This is a genomic window from Streptomyces sp. NPDC054872 (genome assembly GCF_053610705.1).
Window position 1 is genome coordinate 18,742 of sequence record NZ_JBSGYY010000061.1, and the last position, 19,348, is coordinate 38,089.

A 19,348-nucleotide genomic window follows, 5' to 3' on the forward strand; every position below is an offset into this window, starting at 1 on the left:
GCGTGGCTCCCCAGATCAGGGTGCCGAGCAGTTCCCACACCGACACGTCGAACACGGTCGGTGTCTTGTGCAGCACCCGGTCCCCGACGCCCAATCCGTAGCGATCCCCCATCCACACCAGCCGGTTCACGATGCTTTCGTGGGAGACCGCCACGCCCTTGGGCCGCCCCGTCGAGCCGGACGTGTAGATCACGTACGCGGCTTCCCGCGGGTCCGGCACCGGAGGCACCGACCAGGGAATCTCGTCGTCAGCAATCGACAACTCCGCCACGACCAGCGGGTCGTCCAGCACCACCACCGGCTCCGCGTCTTCGAGCAGCAGCGCGATCCGCTCGGCCGGATACCCCGGATCGACCGGCAGGTACGCCGCCCCCGCCTTCAACACCCCCCACAACGCCACCACCAGCTCGACACCGCGCTCCAACACCACCGCTACCGTCGATCCCGCAACCACGCCCTGGGCGATCAGGTGCCGGGCCACACCCGCCGCCCGCGCGTCCAACTCCGCGTACGACAGCTCCGCGCCCTCGAACACCACCGCCACCGCGTCAGGCGACCGCCGCACGCTCTCCGCGAACAACCCCGGCAGCGTCGCGGACTCCACCGGCACAGCCGTGTCGTTCCACTCGATCAGCATCCGCGCCCGCTCGCCGACGTCCAGCACATCCACCTCGTGCAGCCGGACGTCCGCTGCCTCGGTGACGCGCTCGAGCACCCGCACCAGCCGCTGCCCGATCACCTCGGCCGTGCCCGCGTCGAACACGTCCGACGACGCGTTCACCGAGCCGTGAAGTCCTGCGGGAAGCCCCCGTTCGTCGTAGGCCTCCCACAGGGTGACGTCGAGGTCGAACCGCGCCACCGAGGCCACGCCCGACTCGTCCAGCGTGGCGAGGCCCTGTTCGGCGCCGGCCAGTCGCAGCGACTTGCTGTCGGTGTTCTGCACGGTCAGCATCACCTGGAAGAGCGGGTGCCGCGCCATCGAGCGGGACGGTGCCAGCTCCTCCACCAGCCGCTCGAACGGCACGTCCTGGTGCGCGAGGGCATCGAGGCCGGCTTCCCGCACCCGCGCCAGCACCTGCCGGAACTCCGGATCCCCGGAGAGGTCGGTACGGATGACCAGCGTGTTGACGAAGAACCCCACGAGGTCGTCCAGCGCCTCATCCGTACGGCCGGCCACAGCCGAGCCGATCGGGATGTCCGTACCGGCCCCGAGCCGCGACAGCGTCACCGCCAGCGCGGCCTGCACCACCATGAACGTCGTCACACCCTCGGCCCGCGCCAGCTCGGCCAGCCGCTCGTGCACTTCGCCGGGTATGCGCATCGGCGCCTCGTGCCCGACATGGCTCGCCACGGCCGGTCGCGGACGGTCGGTCGGCAGCGTCAGCTCCTCCGGAGCGCCGGCGAGCGTTCGCCGCCAGTACCCCACCTGCTGCGACAGCAGGCTCTGCGGATCCGACTCCTCACCCAGCAACTCCCGCTGCCACAAGGCGTAGTCGGCGTACTGCACCGGCAGCGGATCGAACACCGGGGCTTCGCCGCGCCGCCGCGCCGCATACGCGGTCGACAGGTCTCGGCCCAACGGACCACGCGACCAGCCATCACTGGCGATGTGATGCACCACGATCAACAGCACCTGCTGGTCCGGCCCGGCCTGGTACAGGCAGGCACGGATCGGCAGTTCGGCCGAGAGGTCGAAGGCGTGCTCCGACGCCTGAGCCACCGCCGCCGCCAACCCTTCGGGCGTCACCTGTGCCAGCGACAGCTCCCAGTCCAGCTCGTGCGGATCCACGATGTGCTGGTACGGATCGCCGTCCGCCTGCGGGAACATCGTCCGCAGGGACTCGTGCCGGACGATCACGTCCCGCAGCGCCGCTCCCACCGCGTCGGCATCCACGTCGCCGTTCAACCGCATCATCGTCGGCAGGTTGTACGTCGGGCTGGGGCCCTCCAGTTGGGCCAGGAACCACAGCCGCCGCTGCGCGAACGACAACGGAACCCGCTCCGGACGTATCCCGGCCCGCAGGGGCCGCCGCGCCGGGTCTGACCCGGCGCCCGCGATGCGGGAGACCAACCCGGCCACGGTCGGTGCCTCGAACAGCGAACGCAGCGACAGCTCCACTCCGAGGGCGACGCGGATGCGGGACGCCAGCCGGACCGCCAGCAGTGAATGCCCCCCGAGTTCGAAGAAGTTGTCGTCGACCCGGACCGATTCCAGGCCCAGGACCTCGGCGAACGCCGCACACAGCGCCTCTTCCTCTGGTGTGGCCGGGGCGCGCCCCGTGCCGGCGGCGTATTCGGGGGCGGGCAGCGCCTTGCGATCGAGCTTGCCGCTGGCGGTCAGCGGCAACTCCGGCAGCGAGACAACCGCGGCCGGGACCATGTGATCGGGCAGCCGCGCCGCCACGAACTCCCGCAGGCCGTCGCGCTCTTCGCTGTCCGCTGCCACGACGTAGGCGACCAGGCGCTTGTCACCGGGGCTGTCCTCACGGGCGACGACCGCCGCCTGGAGGACGTCCGCATGGGACCGCAGGACAGCCTCGATCTCACCGGGCTCGATACGGAACCCGCGAACCTTCACCTGCTCATCCACACGACCCGCGAACACCACCTGCCCATCCGACGTCCACCTGGCCAGGTCCCCGGTCCGATACATCCGCTCACCGGAACCCGACCCGAAGGGGCAGGCCACGAACCGCTCACCCGTCAACCCCGGCCGACCCACATAGCCGCGCGCCAGCGCCTGGCCGGCGACATACAACTCGCCAGTCACACCGACCGGCGCCGGCTGAAGGGTGTCGTCCAGCACGAACAGGCGGGTGTTGGCGATCGGGGTGCCAATCGGCACCACACCACCGGCCACCACCTCCCCGGTCAGCTCGGCGGTAGCGACACCGATCGTCGTCTCGGTCGGACCGTAGTGGTTGAACACCCGCCTGCCCTCGGCAGCAGCCACAAACTCGCGCACCCAGTTAGGGCTGGCCGCCTCGCCACCCAGCACCACCGACCGCCCGGGCAGCAGCGGCTCGACACCCGCCACCGACGTCAACGCCTGCAGATGCGACGGCACCACCTTGAACGCATCAATATCCTGCTCGGTCAAATAGCCAGCAACCGCATCCGGATCGGTCACCGACTCCTCGTCCAGAACGTGGAGTTGACCGCCGGTGGCCAGGCTGGAGAACACCACCGTGTTACCCAGGTCCGTCACCTGCGCCTGCAACAGCGCATACCTCGCCCCCGCAACATCCCAGCCCAACCGCCCGGACGCCGACGACACATAGTTCGCCAGCGACCCATGCGTCACCGCCACACCCTTCGGCACCCCCGTCGAACCCGACGTATAAATCACATACGCCAACCCCGCCGACCCCACCGCCACCTCAGGCCATGCATCCGCCGCACCGTCCGACCGAGCCAACTCCTGCGCACCGACCACCACATCCACCCCAGCGTCGGCGAGCATGAACTCCACCCGCTCCACCGGCAGCGCCGCATCAATCGGCAAATACGCCGCCCCCGCCTTCCACACCCCCAAAATCCCGACGATCATCTCCACACCGCGAGACAACCGAAGCCCCACCACCGACTCGGCGCCCACACCCCGACCACGAAGCCAATTCGCCAACCGATTCGCCGCCGAACCCAACTCCCCAAAGGTCAACGACTCACCACCGCCAACCACCGCCACCGCACCCGGATCCACCACCACCCGCCGCTCGAACAACTCCACCACCGAAGAACCGGCCACACCCGAAGCGGTGTCGTTGAACTCCACCACCACCCGATCCCGCTCCCCGGCACCAAGCACACCAACCGCAGAAAGCCGCACCTCCGGAAGCACCACCACCTGCTCCAACACCTGGCCGAACCACTCGGCCATGCGTCCGGCCGTCGGGGCGTCGAAAAGGTCTGCGGACGCGGTCAGTCCGCCGCGGAGACCGCAGGGCCGCCCTTCGTCGTCGAAGGCCTCCGCCAGCGACAGCTCGAGATCGAACTTCGCCGACACCGTGGACGCGCCGCCGGCCACCGGCTCACTCGCCCCGGCGCGGGCCCCGGGCAGCTCCAGCGCGGCACGCTCGACGTTCTGCACGGTCAGCATGACCTGGAACAGCGGATGCCGTGCCATCGAGCGCGACGGCGCCAGCTCCTCCACCAGCCGCTCGAACGGCACATCCTGATGGGCCAGCCCACCGAGTCCGGCCTCTCGCACCCGGCCCAACACCCGTCGGAACTCCGGGTCCCCGGACAGGTCCGTGCGGATCACCAAGCTGTTGACGAAGAACCCGACCAACTCGTCCAACGCCTCGTCGGTGCGGCCCGCGACGGCCGACCCGACGGGGATGTCGCTGCCGGCGCCGAGCCGCGACAGGGTCACGGCCAGTGCCGCCTGCAGGACCATGAAGGTCGTCACGCCCTCGGCACGGGCGAGCTCGACCAGTTCCTGATGCACCTCGGCCGGTATGCGCAGCGGTACCTGATGCCCGCTGTGGCCGGACACCGCCGGGCGGGGCCGGTCCGTGGGCAGCGTCAGCTCCTCGGGAACGCCGGCCAACGTCTGCCGCCAGTAGTCGACCTGCGCCGAGAGCATGCTGTCGGGGTCCGACTCCTCGCCCAGCAACTCTCGCTGCCAGAGGGCGTAGTCGGCGTACTGCACCGGCAACGGCTCCCAGTCGGGCTCCTCACCGCGCAGCCGCGCCGCGTACGCGGTCGACAGGTCCCGTGCCAACGGTCCTTCGGACCAGCCGTCGGACGCGATGTGGTGCACGACGATCAGGAGCACCTGTTCGTCCCGCCCGGCCTGGAACAGCCATGCCCGGATGGGGAGTTCGGCCGACAGGTCGAACGGGTACCGCGACGCCCGGTCCACGGCGTCCGCGAGTTCGCCGTGCTCGACCTGACGGACCTGCAACCTCCAGTCCAGGTCCTGGGTGTCCAGGACGTGCTGGTACGGCTCGTCGTCCGCGACCGGGAACATCGTCCGCAGCGATTCGTGACGGGCGACGACGTCCCGCAGCGCCGCTCCCAGCGCCTCGGCGTCCACGCCGCTCAGGCGGATCGGTGTCGGCATGTTGTAGGTGGGGTTGGGGCCCTCCAGCTGGCCGAGGAACCACAGCCGCCGCTGGGCGAACGACAGCGGCACCCGGTCCGGACGTGCGCGCACGGTCAGCGCCAACCGCGCCTCGTCCGCGCCGTACTCGGCGAACGAGGCCGCGATCCCGGCGACCGTCGGGCTTTCGAAGAGGACGGACAGCGCCAGTTCCCGGCCCAGCAGAGCGCGGATACGCGAGATCAGCCGGACGCCGAGCAGGGAGTGCCCACCGAGCTCGAAGAAGCTCTCGTCCACCCCCACGGTCTCGATCCCCAGCACCTCGGCGAAGGCCCCGCAGAGAATCTCCTCCTCGACGGTCGCCGCCTGGCGCCCGGCACCGGCGTCGGTCACGTAGTCGGGGGCGGGGAGCGCCTTGCGGTCGAGCTTGCCGTTCGCCGTCAGCGGCAACTCCGGCAGCGCCATCACGGCCGTCGGCACCATGTAGTCCGGCACCTGCCGTCCGACGAACTCCCTCAGGTCGTCGCCGTCGACGGACGTGGCGTCACCGTCGGAGGGGACGACGTAGGCCACCAACCGGTTGTCGCCCGCGGCATACTCGCGCGCGACTACCGCCACCCTGGCCACGCGGGGATGCGAGTGCAGGACCGCCTCGATCTCACCCGGTTCGATGCGGTACCCGCGGACCTTCACCTGCTCGTCGGAGCGTCCCAGGAACACCAGCTCGCCCTCGGCGCTCCACTTGGCCAGGTCCCCGGTGCGGTACATCCGCTCTCCCGAGCCGAACGGGCACGCGACGTACCGCTCGCCGGTCATCGACGGGCGGCCCACGTAGCCGCGCGCCAGGCCCGCTCCGGCGACGTAGAGCTCCCCTGGAGACCCGACGGGCACCGGCGCCAGCCCTTCATCCAGCACGTACAGGCGCGTGTTGGCGATCGGCTTCCCGATCGGCACCGTGTCGCCGACCGGCTGGCCGTAGCGGACCTCGTGGATCGAGCAGCCGACCACCGTCTCCGTGGGGCCGTACTCGTTGATCACCACGGTCTCCGGCGCCGCCGACAGCCAGCGGGTCACGTCGTCACCGGCGAGCGCCTCACCGCCGATCACCCAGCGGCGTGCGGCGTTCCGCAGCCGGTCGGCCGGCAGCAGCTCGGCCAGCATCGGAAGGTGGGCCGGTACCACCTTCACCAGGTCGAATCCTTCGCCGGAGCGCAGTATCTCGGCCAGCCCTTCGACACCGCCGTCCTCGCTCACCGAGATCGCCGCGCCGGTGACGAGCGGCACCAGCAGGCTGGTCACCGTCAGGTCGAACGCCAGAGACGAGTACAGCACCGCTCCGCCGCGCCCCACGTCGTACGTCTCGGCCGCCCAGGCCACGTAGTTGGCCAGGGCCTCGTGCGTGACCGCCACACCCTTCGGCCTCCCCGTCGAGCCGGAGGTGTACATCACGTACGCCAGCTCGGCGGCACGGGGCGACACCGGCACGAGGTCCCTCAAGGCCACGAGTGCCGTGTCAAGGTCGTCGACCGCGATCACGGGCATCCTCGCCACGGGCAGAGAGTCGAGAATGTCCGCGGTACTGAGCAACGTCACCGCCCGGCTGTCGGTCAGTACGAACCCGACCCGCTCGGCCGGCGTGGCCGGATCGATCGGCAGGTACGCGGCCCCCACCCGCCACACCGCCAGGACGCCGGCCACGGCGTCCACGCTCCGCGGCAGACACAACCCCACGACCGCACCAGGGCCCACGCCCAGCCCGGCCAGCACACCTGCCAACCGCTCCACGCGCGCGTCCAGCTCCGCGTAGGTGAGCGTGGCGCCTTCCTGCTGGATGGCCGTGGCGTCCGGAGCGGCCTGGACCCGTCGCTCGAACATCTGCGGCACCGATGCGTCCGCCACATCCGAGGCGGTGTCGTTCCAGTCCACCACCATCCGCTCGCGATCAGCGGCACCCAGCACGTCCACGGCGCACAGGGCTGCGTCCGGGCCACCGTTCAGGGCTGCGGTGAGCGCGTCGACCACCTTCTCCAGCGTGGTGCACAGCAGCTGGCTGACCGCGTTCGGATCGAACACGTCGGAGGTCTGCGCGAGCACGCTCAGACCGCTCTGCCCGCGATCGTTGACCGACACCGACAGCGGATAGTGGGACCGCTCTTCTCCGAAGACGGTCCGGATGCCTTCCACCTGCTGCTGTCCGGCAGCGCTCTCCTTGGGGTCGGTGATCTGCCGGTAGTTGAGCAGGGAGGTGAACAGCGGCGTGTTGGGCTCTATGCCGCTGGCGCGCTGCGCGATCGCGAGCGGGGCGTGCTCGTGCTCCAGCAGGGCCGCCAGCTGGTCCCGCATCGCCTCGACCGCGGCCCGCACCCCCACCTTCCCGGTCGGTACGCGCACCGGGAGGGTGTTGATGAACGGACCCACCACCCGGTCGGCGCCGGCACCGGCGTTCATGCGTCCCAGCAGTACTGTTCCGAACACCACGTCGCCCCGGCCCGACAACACCGCCAACACCCTGGCCCAGGCCACGTGCAGCACGGTGGCCGCGCTGACCCCGAGCTCCCGTGCCACTCGCCGCAGGCCGTCCACGACTTCGTCGGGAACGAGGGTGCCCGCGTCGACGAAGCGGCCGCCGACGTCGCGTACGTCCACCACCCCGTAGGGGGCGGTGGGTTCGGTGACGTCGCCCAGGAGGTCGGCGAAGAACCGCTCGTGCTCCTCGCGGGGAACCGCCCGCGTCTGGGCGACGAAGTTGCGGAACGGCAGCGCCGGTGCGAGGTCCCGGGTCTGGCCGGACAGCACCGCGCGGAGTTCCTGCATGACGACGTCCATGCCCATGTGGTCCTGCAGCATGTGGTGCATCCGCACCAGACCGAGCCAGCGGCCCTCCGTCGCCTCGGCCACGTGCAGGTCCATCAACGGCGCGTGACGCAGATCCATCACCGAGCCCGCTACGGCGACCAGGGGATCCATCCGTCGCCTCGGTTCCGCGGAATCGAACTCGAGGACGTGCTCGACGACCGGCAGGTCCACGTGCCGCCACACCACCTGCACAGGCTCACGCAGGCCCTCCCACACGATGCCGGTGCGATAGATGTCGTGCCGGTCCACCACCTGCTGCAGAGCGCTCGCGAACTCATCCAGTGCACTACGCGAGTCGAACTCCACGCCGAAAGTCGCGACATAGACGTCTTCGCCAGCGCCTGCCAGAAGATGGTGGAACAAAAGCCCTTCCTGCAGCGGAGCCAACGGATAGATGTCCGCGACGTTCGCCGCCCCACCGTCGACCACCGCCAACACCCGGTCGATGTCCTCCTGGTCCAGCCCCACCAGCGGCAGCATGTCCGGGGTGATCCGACCCGCCCCGTCCGGAATCAGGTTCTCCGGCACCTCCACGGAACCGGCACCGGTGGACGCCGCTAGCTGACCCGGCGTGGGCGCCTCGAACAGCGCCCGCACCGACACCGTCACGCCGCGAGCGCGCAGCCGCTCGACCAGCTGGACCGCGAGCAGTGAGTGCCCGCCGAGCTGGAAGAAGTTGTCGTCGACCCCGACCGACCCCAGGCCGAGGATGTCGGCGAAGGCCGCGCACAGGATCTCTTCCTGGATGGTGGCCGGGGCCCGCCCGGCGCCGGTGGCGTACTCGGGGGCGGGCAGCGCCTTGCGGTCGAGCTTGCCGTTGGTCGTCAGCGGCAACTCGTCCAGGGGTACGAACGCGGCCGGGACCATGTAGTCCGGCAGCCGGCCCTCGACCAGCTCCCGCAGCTCCGTCACGTCCGGATCCGCCGCCACCACGTAGGCGACCAGACGCTTGTCGCCCGGAACGTCCTCACGTGCCAGCACCGCCGCCTGAGCGACGTTCGGATGGGACGACAGCAGGGCCTCGATCTCGCCGGGCTCGATGCGGAACCCGCGTATCTTGACCTGCTCGTCCACGCGGCCGGCGAACAGCAGCTGCCCGTCGGTCGTCCACTTGACCAGGTCGCCGGTCCGGTACATCCGCTCCCCGGGAGAACCGAACGGGCAGGCCACGAACCGCTCACCGGTCATGGACGCCCGGCGGACGTAGCCGCGTGCCACCCCGGCGCCGGCCACATAGAGCTCTCCCGGCACGCCCGCCGGTACCGGCTGCAGCGCCGCGTCCAGCACATACAGGCGCGTATTGGCCATCGGCGCCCCGATCACGGGCTTGTCGCCGGCCGAGAGCGGCCGGGACATCGACGCACACACCGTGATCTCCGTCGGCCCGTACGCGTTGATCATCCGCCGGTCCGGAGCCCAGCGCTCCACCAACGGCACGTCCAGGGCGTCGCCGGCCGACACCAGCGTGGTCACCGATCCGAGGTCGTCGACTCCCAGCACGGCGAGAACGGCGGGCGGCAGCGTCGCGTGCGTCACTCCGTGCCGGGCCACCACCTCGACCAGGCCCGCGCCGGGAACCAGCTCCTCGGCCGGGGCCACGACCAGTGCGGCGCCCGAGCACAGCGCCATCAGCACCTCGGAGGTCGCCGCGTCGAAGCCGATCGAGGCGAACTGCAGAACTCGCGCCCCGGGTTCCACCGCGAACCGCTGGATCTGTGCCGTCGCCAGGTTCACGGCCCCGTGGTGGGTGAGCGCGACACCCTTGGGCATCCCGGTCGACCCGGACGTGTAGATGACGTACGCCAGACCCGCCGCGTCCTGCTCCACCTCGGGCGGCGTGTCCGCGCAGCCCTCCACGAGCACGGTGGTCATCGGGTCGTCGATCGCGACCATGCGCACGCGTCCGACCGGGAGGTCGCCGAGCGTGTCCTGGGTGCCGACGATCAGCTGGGCGCGGCTGTCGTCCAGCAGGTAGGCAAGACGCTCGACGGGCAGCCCCACGTCGAGCGGCAGATACGCCGCCCCGGCCTTCCACACCGCCAGGATCGCCGTCACCAGCTCGGCACCGCGCGGTAGCCCCAGGGCCACGACCGACTCGCGGCCGATTCCCAGATCGCGCAGATGGCGCGCCAGGCGATTGGCCGCCGCGTCGAGCTGCCCGTACGACAGCTCGACACCGTCGCCGACGACCGCCACATCCTCCGGAGCCGCAGCGACTCGTCGGGCGAACAGGTCCACGATCGTCGAGGCGGGGGCCGGGGCCGCGGTGTCGTTCCAGCCGCCGAGCAGAAGGGCACGCTCGTCGGCGCCGAGCACGTCCACGGCGAGCAGCCGGGTGTCGGGGGCCGCCGTCACCAGCGTCAGCACCCGGCTCCACCGTTCGGCGACGGCTTCCACCGAAGCGGCGTCGAACAGGTCCTTCGCCCCGGTCACCGACCCGACCAACCCGGCCGGACGGCCGTGCTCGTCGTAGGTCTCCCCGATCATCACGTCCACGTCGCACTTGACGGACGCGGTCACCGCGGCCTCGATGCCCGCGGCAGCTCCCGCCCGTACGCCGGGCATCCGCAGCCGCGGCCGCTCGAGGTTCTGCAGTGTCAGGGCCACCTGGAACAGGGGGTACCGCGCCAGGGAGCGGACCGGCGCCAGTTCCTCCACGAGGCGTTCGAACGGCACGTCCTGGTGCGCGAGGGCACCCAGGCTCGCTTCCCGCACCCGGCCCAGCACCTGCCGGAAGTCCGGATCTCCGGAGAGGTCGGTGCGGATCACCAGCGTGTCGACGAACGACCCGACCAGGTCGTCCAACGCCACGTCGGTGCGACCGGCCACACCGGAGCCGATCGTGACATCGGTGCCGGCGCCGAGCCGTGAGAGCGTCACCGCCAGCGCGGCCTGCAGGATCATGAACGTCGTCACGCCCTCGGCCCGGGCGAGGTCCGCCATGCGCCGGTGCACCTCGGCCGGTATCCGCACCGGCGCCCGGTACCCCTGGTGGCCGGCGACGGCCGGACGCGGCCGGTCGGCCGGCAGCGACACCTCCTCGGGCGCCCCGGCGAGCGTCCGCCGCCAGTACTCCACCTGCTGCGACAGGAGGCTCTCCGGGTCCGACTCGTCGCCCAGCAGCTCCTGCTGCCAGAGGGCGTAGTCGGCGTACTGCACCGGCAACGGCTCCCAGTCGGGAGGGCTTCCCTCCAGCCGAGCGGCGTAGGCCGTCGACAGGTCCCGGGCGAGCGGCACCGTCGACCAGCCGTCGCCGGCGGTGTGGTGCATGACGATCATGAGGACCTGCTCGTCCGCCCCGGTCTGGAACAGCCATGCCTTGATGGGCAGTTCAGCCGACAGGTCGAATGCGTGCTGCGCCGCCTCGTCGACCAGGCCGGCGAGCTCGCCGGCCTCTGCCTGAAGGACCTGGAGATCCCAGTCCATGTCCGACGGGGCGAGGATCTGCTGGTACGGCTCGCCGTCCGCCGCGGGGAAGGTCGTCCGCAGCGACTCGTGGCGGGTGAGCACGTCCCGGAAGGCCAGTTCAAGCACCCCGGCGTCCACGCCGTTCAACGAGATCATCACGGGGATGTTGTAAGTGGGGCTCGGTCCTTCCAACTGGGCGAGGAACCACAGACGCCGCTGCGCGAACGACAACGGCACCCGCTCCGGCCGCACCCCGGCCCGCAGCGGCGTACGCGCCTGCCCGGTGGTACCGGCAAGGTGCGCTGCCAGGCCGGCCACCGTCGGCGCGTCGAACAGCGAGCGCAGGGGCAGTTCGACGTCGAGCACGGCGCGGACCCGCGAGACCAGCCGGACGGCGAGCAGCGAGTGGCCGCCGAGCCGGAAGAAGTTGTCGTCGACGCCCACGGACTCCAGACCGAGGACGTCGGCGAAGGCCGCACACAGAATCTCCTCCTGGGCGGTGGCCGGCCCGCGCCCCGCCCCTGTGGAGTGCTCCGGTGCGGGCAGTGCCTTGTGGTCGAGCTTGCCGTTCACCGTCAGCGGCAGCTCCGGCAGCGTCACGAAGGCGGCGGGCACCATGTACTCCGGCAGCCGTGAAGCCACGAGCGACCGCAGGGCTTCGAGGTCGGGCTCGTCGCGGTCGGAGACCACGTAGGCGACCAGACGCTTGTCCCCGGAGGTGTCCTCGCGGGCGATCACCGCGGTCTGTGTGACGTCCGGGTGGGCGAGCAGCGTGGCTTCGATCTCACCCGGCTCGATACGGAACCCGCGTACCTTCACCTGCTCATCCGCGCGGCCTGCGAACACCAACTGCCCGTCCGACGTCCACTTCGCCAGGTCGCCGGTCCGGTACATGCGCTCCCCGCCGGACCCGAACGGGCAGGCCACGAAGCGTTCCCCGGTGAGCGACGGGCGGCCGACGTAGCCGCGGGCCAGCTGGACTCCCGAGAGGTACAACTCCCCGCTGACGCCCGGCGGCACCGGCCGCAACGCGTCGTCCAGGACGTAGGCCCGGGTGTTGGCCGCCGGCGCCCCCATGGGCACCGTGCCTTCCTCCTGGGCCGGATCGCACGCCCAGAAGGTGACGTCGATCGTCGTCTCGGTCGGCCCGTACAGGTGGAACAGCTCCACCCCGTCCATCGCCTCGAACACCCGCTGCTGTGTGGACAGCGACAACGCCTCACCGCCGCTGCTCACGTACCGCAGGCTCGGCAGCTCGCCCGGGTCCGACAGCAGGAACGCATCCAGCATCGAGGGCACGAAGCCCACCACGGTGATGCGCTGGTCCCGGATGACGTCCGCCAGGTAGCCCGGGTCCTGGTGCCCGCCGGGACGGGCGACCACCAGCGTCGCCCCGGAGATCAAGGTGCCGAGCAGCTCCATCACCGACACGTCGAAGACGATCGGGGCCTTGTGCAACACCCGGTCCCCGGCACCGAAACCGAACCGGTCGCGCATCCGCACCAGCTGGTTGACGATGGCCTGGTGCGACACCAGCACACCCTTCGGCCGACCTGTCGACCCCGACGTGTAGATCACGTAGGCCGCGCTCTGCGGATGCGGTACGACACCGGCCGCCGAAGGCGCCGTGCCGGGGCCGCCAGCGGCTGACCACCGGGCCACGGCCTCGGGGTCGTCCAGCACCACGACCGGCGCGGCATCCTGCAACAGCAGCGCGATCCGCTCGGCCGGGTACTCCGGATCCACCGGCAGGTACGCCCCACCGGCCTTCAACACTCCGAGGATCGCGGTCACCATCTCCACGCTCCGCGGCAGGCACAGCCCCACTACCGACTCCTGGGCCACTCCCCGGCTCCGCAGGTGGTGCGCGAGTCGATTCGCCGCCGCGTCCAACTCCCCGTACGACAACTCCACACCCTCGAAGACCACAGCTACCGCACCCGGATCTGCGGCCACCCGCTCCTCGAACAACTCCACCAGCGACGTGCCCGGTACATCGACGGCCGTGTCATTCCACCCCGACACCAACAGCTCACGCTCGTCCACGCCGAGCACATCCACCGCGCCCAGCGCGACGTCCGGGCCGCCGTTCACGACCTCGGCGAGCGCGTCGACCAGGTTTTCCGTCGCGGTGCGCAACAGGCGACCCAGCGCCTGCGGGTCGTGGGTGTCGAGCATCTCCACGCTGAGGCTCAGCCCACCCGTGCCCCGGTCGTTGACCGACACCCCGACCGGATAGTTCGTCCGGTCCTCGCCGAAGACGGTGCGGATGCCCTCCACCGGCCGCTGTTCGTCCCGCTGTTCGCCGGTTGCGGTCTGAGACGACCCCGTGATGTGCCGGTAATTGAACAGCGACGTGAACAGTGGCACAGCGCCGCCTACGCCGCTGGCCTGCTGCGCGGTCGCCAGCGAGGCGTGCTCGTGCTCCAGCAGGGCCGCCAGTTGGTCCCGCATCGCCTCGACCGCCGCGCGCACCCCGACCTCGTCGGTCCGCAGACGCACCGGCAGCATGTTGATGAACGGGCCGAGCACCCGGTCGGCACCGGCGCCCGCGTTCATCCGGCCGAACAGCACCGTGCCGAACACCACGTCGTCCCGGCCGGACACGGTGGCAAGCACCCGTGCCCAGGCCACGTGCAGGACTGTCGCGGTGCTGACACCCAGCTCGCGCGCCACCCGCCGCAGATTGTCGGTGAGCCCCTCGGGCAGCGGCACGCCCGCCTCGATGATCCCGCTGCCGTCTCCGCGTACGTCCAACAGGCCGTAGGGGGCGGTGGGTTCGGTGACGTCGCCCAGGAGGTCGGCGAAGAACCGCTCGTGCTGCTCCCGCGGGACCGCACGCGTCTGGGCGACGAAGTTACGGAACGGCAGTGCGGGGGCCAGCTGGTCGGAGGCGCCGGACAACACCGCCCGCAGCTCGTCCAACAGCACGTCCATGCCGACGTGGTCCTGCACCATGTGATGCATCCGCACGACGGCCAACCAGCGGCCCTCGGGTGCCTCGGCCACGTGCAGGTCCATCAACGGGGCGCGCCCCAGGTCCATCGCCGAACCCGCCAGGCCGACAAGAGACTCCACCCAGCTGCCTGCCCGCTCCACGGAGTCGCGGTCGATCTCGTGCTCGACGACGGGCAGGTCCACGTGCCGCCACACCACCTGCACAGGCTCACGCAGGCCCTCCCACACGATGCCGGTGCGATAGATGTCGTGCCGGTCCACCACCTGCTGCAGAGCGCTCGCGAACTCATCCAGTGCACTACGCGAGTCGAACTCCACGCCGAAAGTCGCGACATAGACGTCTTCGCCGGCACCGGCCAGAAGATGGTGGAACAGAAGCCCCTCCTGCAGCGGAGCCAACGGATAGATGTCCGCGACGTTCGCCGCCCCACCGTCGACCACCGCCAACACCCGGTCGATGTCCTCCTGGTCCAGCCCCACCAGCGGCAACATGTCCGAGGTGATCAGATCCGACCCGTCCGGAATCAGGTTCTCCGGCACCTCCACGGAACCGGCACCGGTGGACGCCGCCAGCTGAGCCGGCGTGGGCGCCTCGAACAGCGCCCGCACGGAGACCGATACGCCGCGAGCGCGCAGCCGCTCGACCAGCTGGACTGCCCGCAGGGAGTGGCCACCGCGTTCGAAGAAGTTGTCGTCGACCCCGACCACATCCACGCCCAGGACCTCGGCGAAGACCGCGCACAGGACCTCCTCCCGCACCGTGGCCGGCGCACGGCCACCGCCGGTGAGGAACTCCGGTGCAGGGAGGGCCTTGCGGTCGAGTTTGCCGTTGGTCGTCAACGGCAGCTCCGGAAGCGTCACGAAGGCGGTCGGAATCATGTAGTCCGGCAGCCGCGAGGCGACCAGCTCCCGTAGTCCTTCCGGCTCGTGGCCGTTGGTCACCACGTAGGCCACCAACTGCCGTTCACCGGAGCTGTCCTCGCGGGCGATCACCGCGGCCTGCGTGACGTTCGGGTCGGTCAGCAGGGCGGCTTCGATCTCGCCCGGCTCGATACGGAAACCGCGAATCTTCACCTGCTCATCCGCGCGCCCGGCGAACACCAACTGCCCGTCCGAAGTCCACTTCGCCAGGTCCCCGGTCCGATACATCCGCTCCCCGGCCCCGGGACCGAACGGACAGGCCACGAACCGCTCACCCGTCAGCCGCGGTTGACCGACGTAACCGCGCGCCAAGCCCGCTCCGGCGACGTACAGCTCACCGGCGACCCCGACCGGCACCGGCTGAAGGGCGTCATCCACCACAAACAGACGGGTGTTGGCAATCGGACGGCCGAACGGCACCACACCCGAACGGCCGGCATCCACCGTCTCGGCAGCCACCATCACCGTCGCCTCAGTCGGCCCATAGGTGTTGACCAGCCGACGCCCAACCGACCACCGCCGCGCCACACTCTCACTGACCGCTTCCGCACCCACCAACACCGTGCCGACCTGCGCCAGATCCTGCGGGTCCAGCACCTCCAGCAATGACGGCACCACACTTGCCGCCCTAACCCCCTCCAACTCCCGCAGGCGCTCCGGCTCCCGCCGCTGCTCGTCGCTCGCGATCCACAACGTGGCACCCGAAGCGAGCGCCACCGCCACATCCAGCACCGACGCGTCGAAGCTGAACGACGCGAACTGCAACACCCCAACCCCCGGGCCCGCACCCATCACCGGAGCAAACACCGACACCAAATTCGCCACCGAACCGTGCGAAACCCCCACACCCTTCGGCATCCCCGTCGACCCCGACGTAAAGATCACATACGCCAGCGAGGCCGGGTCCAGCACCACCTCCAGAGCCGCGCCGGAAGAGCCGGCCGACCGCTCCAGATCCTCCACACCAACGACGACTCCCACCCCGGCATCAGCGAGCATGAACTCCACCCGCTCCACCGCCAGCGCCGCATCAATCGGCAGATACGCCGCCCCCGCCTTCCACACCCCCAAAATTCCCACAACCATTTCCGGACCACGCGGCAACCGCAGCCCCACCACCGACTCGGCGCCCACCCCCCGACCACGAAGCCAACTCGCCAGCCGATTCGCCGCCACATCCACATCGCCGTACGTCAGCTCCACACCCTCAAACACCACCGCAACCGAACCGGGAGCCTCGGACGCCCGCTCCGCAAACAACTCCGAGACCGACGCATCCACCACATGGGCGGCCGTGTCATTCCACTGCCGCACCACCACGTCGCGCTCGTCCGCTTCGATGACGTGCACCGCACGCATGGCCTTGTGCGGGGTTGCGGTCACCGACTCCAACACGTGACCGAGCCAGCCCGCCATGCGCGCGGCCGTCTCTGCCTCGAACAGGTCTACCGACGCGACGAAGGTGCCTCGCAGCCCTGCCGGATGCCCCTCGTCGTCGAGCACCTCGTACAGCGACACCTCGAGATCGAATTTCGCCGCCACCGTGGCCATGTCACCGATCGCCGGCTCCGCGGGCCGAGCGTGGGCGCCGGGCAGTTCGAGCCGGGCCTCGGCGGTGTTCTCGAGGGTGAGGAACACCTGGAAGAGGGGGTGTCGGGCGAGGGAGCGGGTGGGTGTCAGCTCCTCCACGAGCCGTTCGAAGGGCATGTCCTGGTGCGCGAACGCGGCCAGGCTCGCTTCCCGTACCCGCGCCAGGATCTGGCGGAAGTCCGGGTCGCCGGACAGGTCGGTGCGGATGACCAGGGTGTTGATGAACAGTCCGACGAGGTCGTCCAACGCCTCGTCGGTACGACCCGCGATCGGCGATCCGATCGGGATGTCGGTACCGGCACCCAGCCGCGACAGGGTCACGGCCAGCGCGGCCTGCGCCACCATGAACGTCGTCACGCCCTCGGCGCGCGTCAGCTCCACCATCCGCTGATGCACCCCGGCCGGTATCCGCACCGGCACCCGATGACCCTGATGGCTCGCCGATGCCGGACGCGGCCGGTCCACCGGCAGCTCCAACTCCTCCGGGGCACCGGCAAGCGTCTGCCGCCAGTACTCCACCTGCTGCGACAGCAGACTCTCCGGGTCGGACTCCTCACCCAGCAGCTCCCGCTGCCACACCGCGTAATCGGCATACTGCACCGGCAATGGCTCCCACACCGGAGCCCCACCCCGCAGCCGCGCCTCATAAGCGGTCGAGACATCCCGCGCGAGAGGACCGCGAGACCAGCCGTCGGAGGCGATGTGGTGCATGACCACCAACAGCACCTGCTCGTCCTGACCCACCTGCTCGACTTGGCCGACTTGGCCGTCCTGGCCGACCTGGAACAGCCACGCCTTGATCGGCAGCTCACTCGACAGGTCGAAGGCATACCGCGACGCCTGGGACACCGCCCCGGCCAACTCCTCCGGCTCCACCTGGCAGACCTGAAGAACCCAGTCCACATCCTGCGGGTCGAGGATGTGCTGGTAGGGCTCGCCGTCCACGGCCGGGAAGACCGTCCGCAGCGACTCATGCCGCCCGATCACATCCCGCAACGCCTGTTCCAGCACCGCGGCGTCCACGCCCTGTATACGGATCGGGGTGGGAATGTTGTAGGTGGCGCTGGGACCTTCGAGTTGGGCCAGGAACCACAGCCGCTGCTGCGCGAACGACAACGGCACCCGCTCCGGCCGCACCGCGGCCCTCAGCGGCATACGCGCCTGTCCGGCACCCTGCGCCAGCCGGCCCGCCAACCCTGCCACCGTCGGCGCCTCGAACAGCGTGCGGACCTCTACCTCCACACCCAACACAACACGGATCCGCGACACCAACCGCACCGCCAGCAGCGAATGCCCGCCCAGAGCAAAGAAGCTGTCATCGACGCCGACCGATTCCAGGCCCAGGACCTCGGCGAACGCCGCACACAAAATCTCCTCCTGCACAGTGGCCGGCGCCCTGCCCGCACCGGTGGCGAACTCCGGGGCCGGGAGGGCCTTGCGGTCCAGCTTGCCGTTGGCCGTCAGCGGCAACTCCGCCAGCGTCACGAACGCGGCCGGAACCATGTACTCCGGCAGCCGTAAAGCCACCAACTCCCGCAGCCCCTCGGGCTCCACACCATCACCGGCCACCACATAGCCGACCAGACGCTTGTCCCCCGGAGAGTCCTCACGGGCGACCACCACCGCCTGATCGACGTCCGAATGGGACTGCAGGACAGCCTCGATCTCACCCGGCTCGATACGGAAACCGCGGATCTTCACCTGCTCATCCGCGCGCCCGGCGAACACCAACTGCCCGTCCGGAGTCCACTTCGCCAGATCCCCGGTCCGATACATCCGCTCACCGGAGCCCGTCCCGAAGGGGCAGGCCACGAACCGCTCACCCGTCAGCGACGGGCGGCCCACATAGCCACGGGCCACCCCCACGCCGGCGACATACAACTCACCCGCCACCCCGACCGGCACCGGCTGAAGCCCAGCGTCCAGCACAAACAAACGGCTATTGGCGATCGGACCACCGATCGTCAGCTCGTCACCGGCCGCCAAAGGCTCCGACATCGACGCACACACCGTGATCTCCGTCGGACCATACGCATTGATCAAACGCCGGCCCGCGCCCCACCGCGCCACCAACCCCGCATCCAACGCCTCACCCGCAGACACCAGCGTGGTCACCGACGCAAGATCGACGTCGTCGAGCGTCCTCAACACCGCCGGCGGCAGCGTCGCATGCGTCACGCCGCGATACACCTCCGGATCGAGGACACCGCTGCCCGCCACCGGCTCCCCGACGGCAGCCACGACCAGCGTCGCACCCGCACACAGCGTCACGAACACTTCCGACACCGCCGCATCGAACCCGACCGAGGCGAACTGCAACACCCGCGAGCCGCGCTCCACCGCGAACCGCTCACCCTGCGCAGCCACCAGATTGACCACACCCGCATGAGCAACGGCCACACCCTTCGGAGTGCCCGTCGAACCGGACGTATAGATCACATACGCCAGCCCCGCCGGATCGATCGCCACCTCAGGCGGCACATCAGCACACGCGTCCACCAACATCGCCGTCATCGGATCATCGAGAGACACCACCCGCACACGCCCCGCCGGCAGCTCATCCACCGC

1 protein-coding gene (cut by a window edge) is annotated in these 19,348 nt (G+C 70.2%); it reads right to left on the bottom strand.

Annotation, left to right across the window (positions count from 1 at the left end; genetic code table 11):
- On the bottom strand, positions 1 to 19,345 hold the 5' portion of the coding sequence (locus ACWGIH_RS41550; RefSeq protein WP_453691769.1) for a non-ribosomal peptide synthase/polyketide synthase. It extends 4,415 nt beyond the left edge of the window; the window shows 19,345 of its 23,760 coding nt (coding positions 1–19,345); it begins with the start codon at positions 19,343 to 19,345; its stop codon lies beyond the left edge, outside the window.
- Between the last annotated feature and the right edge of the window lie 3 nt (positions 19,346 to 19,348).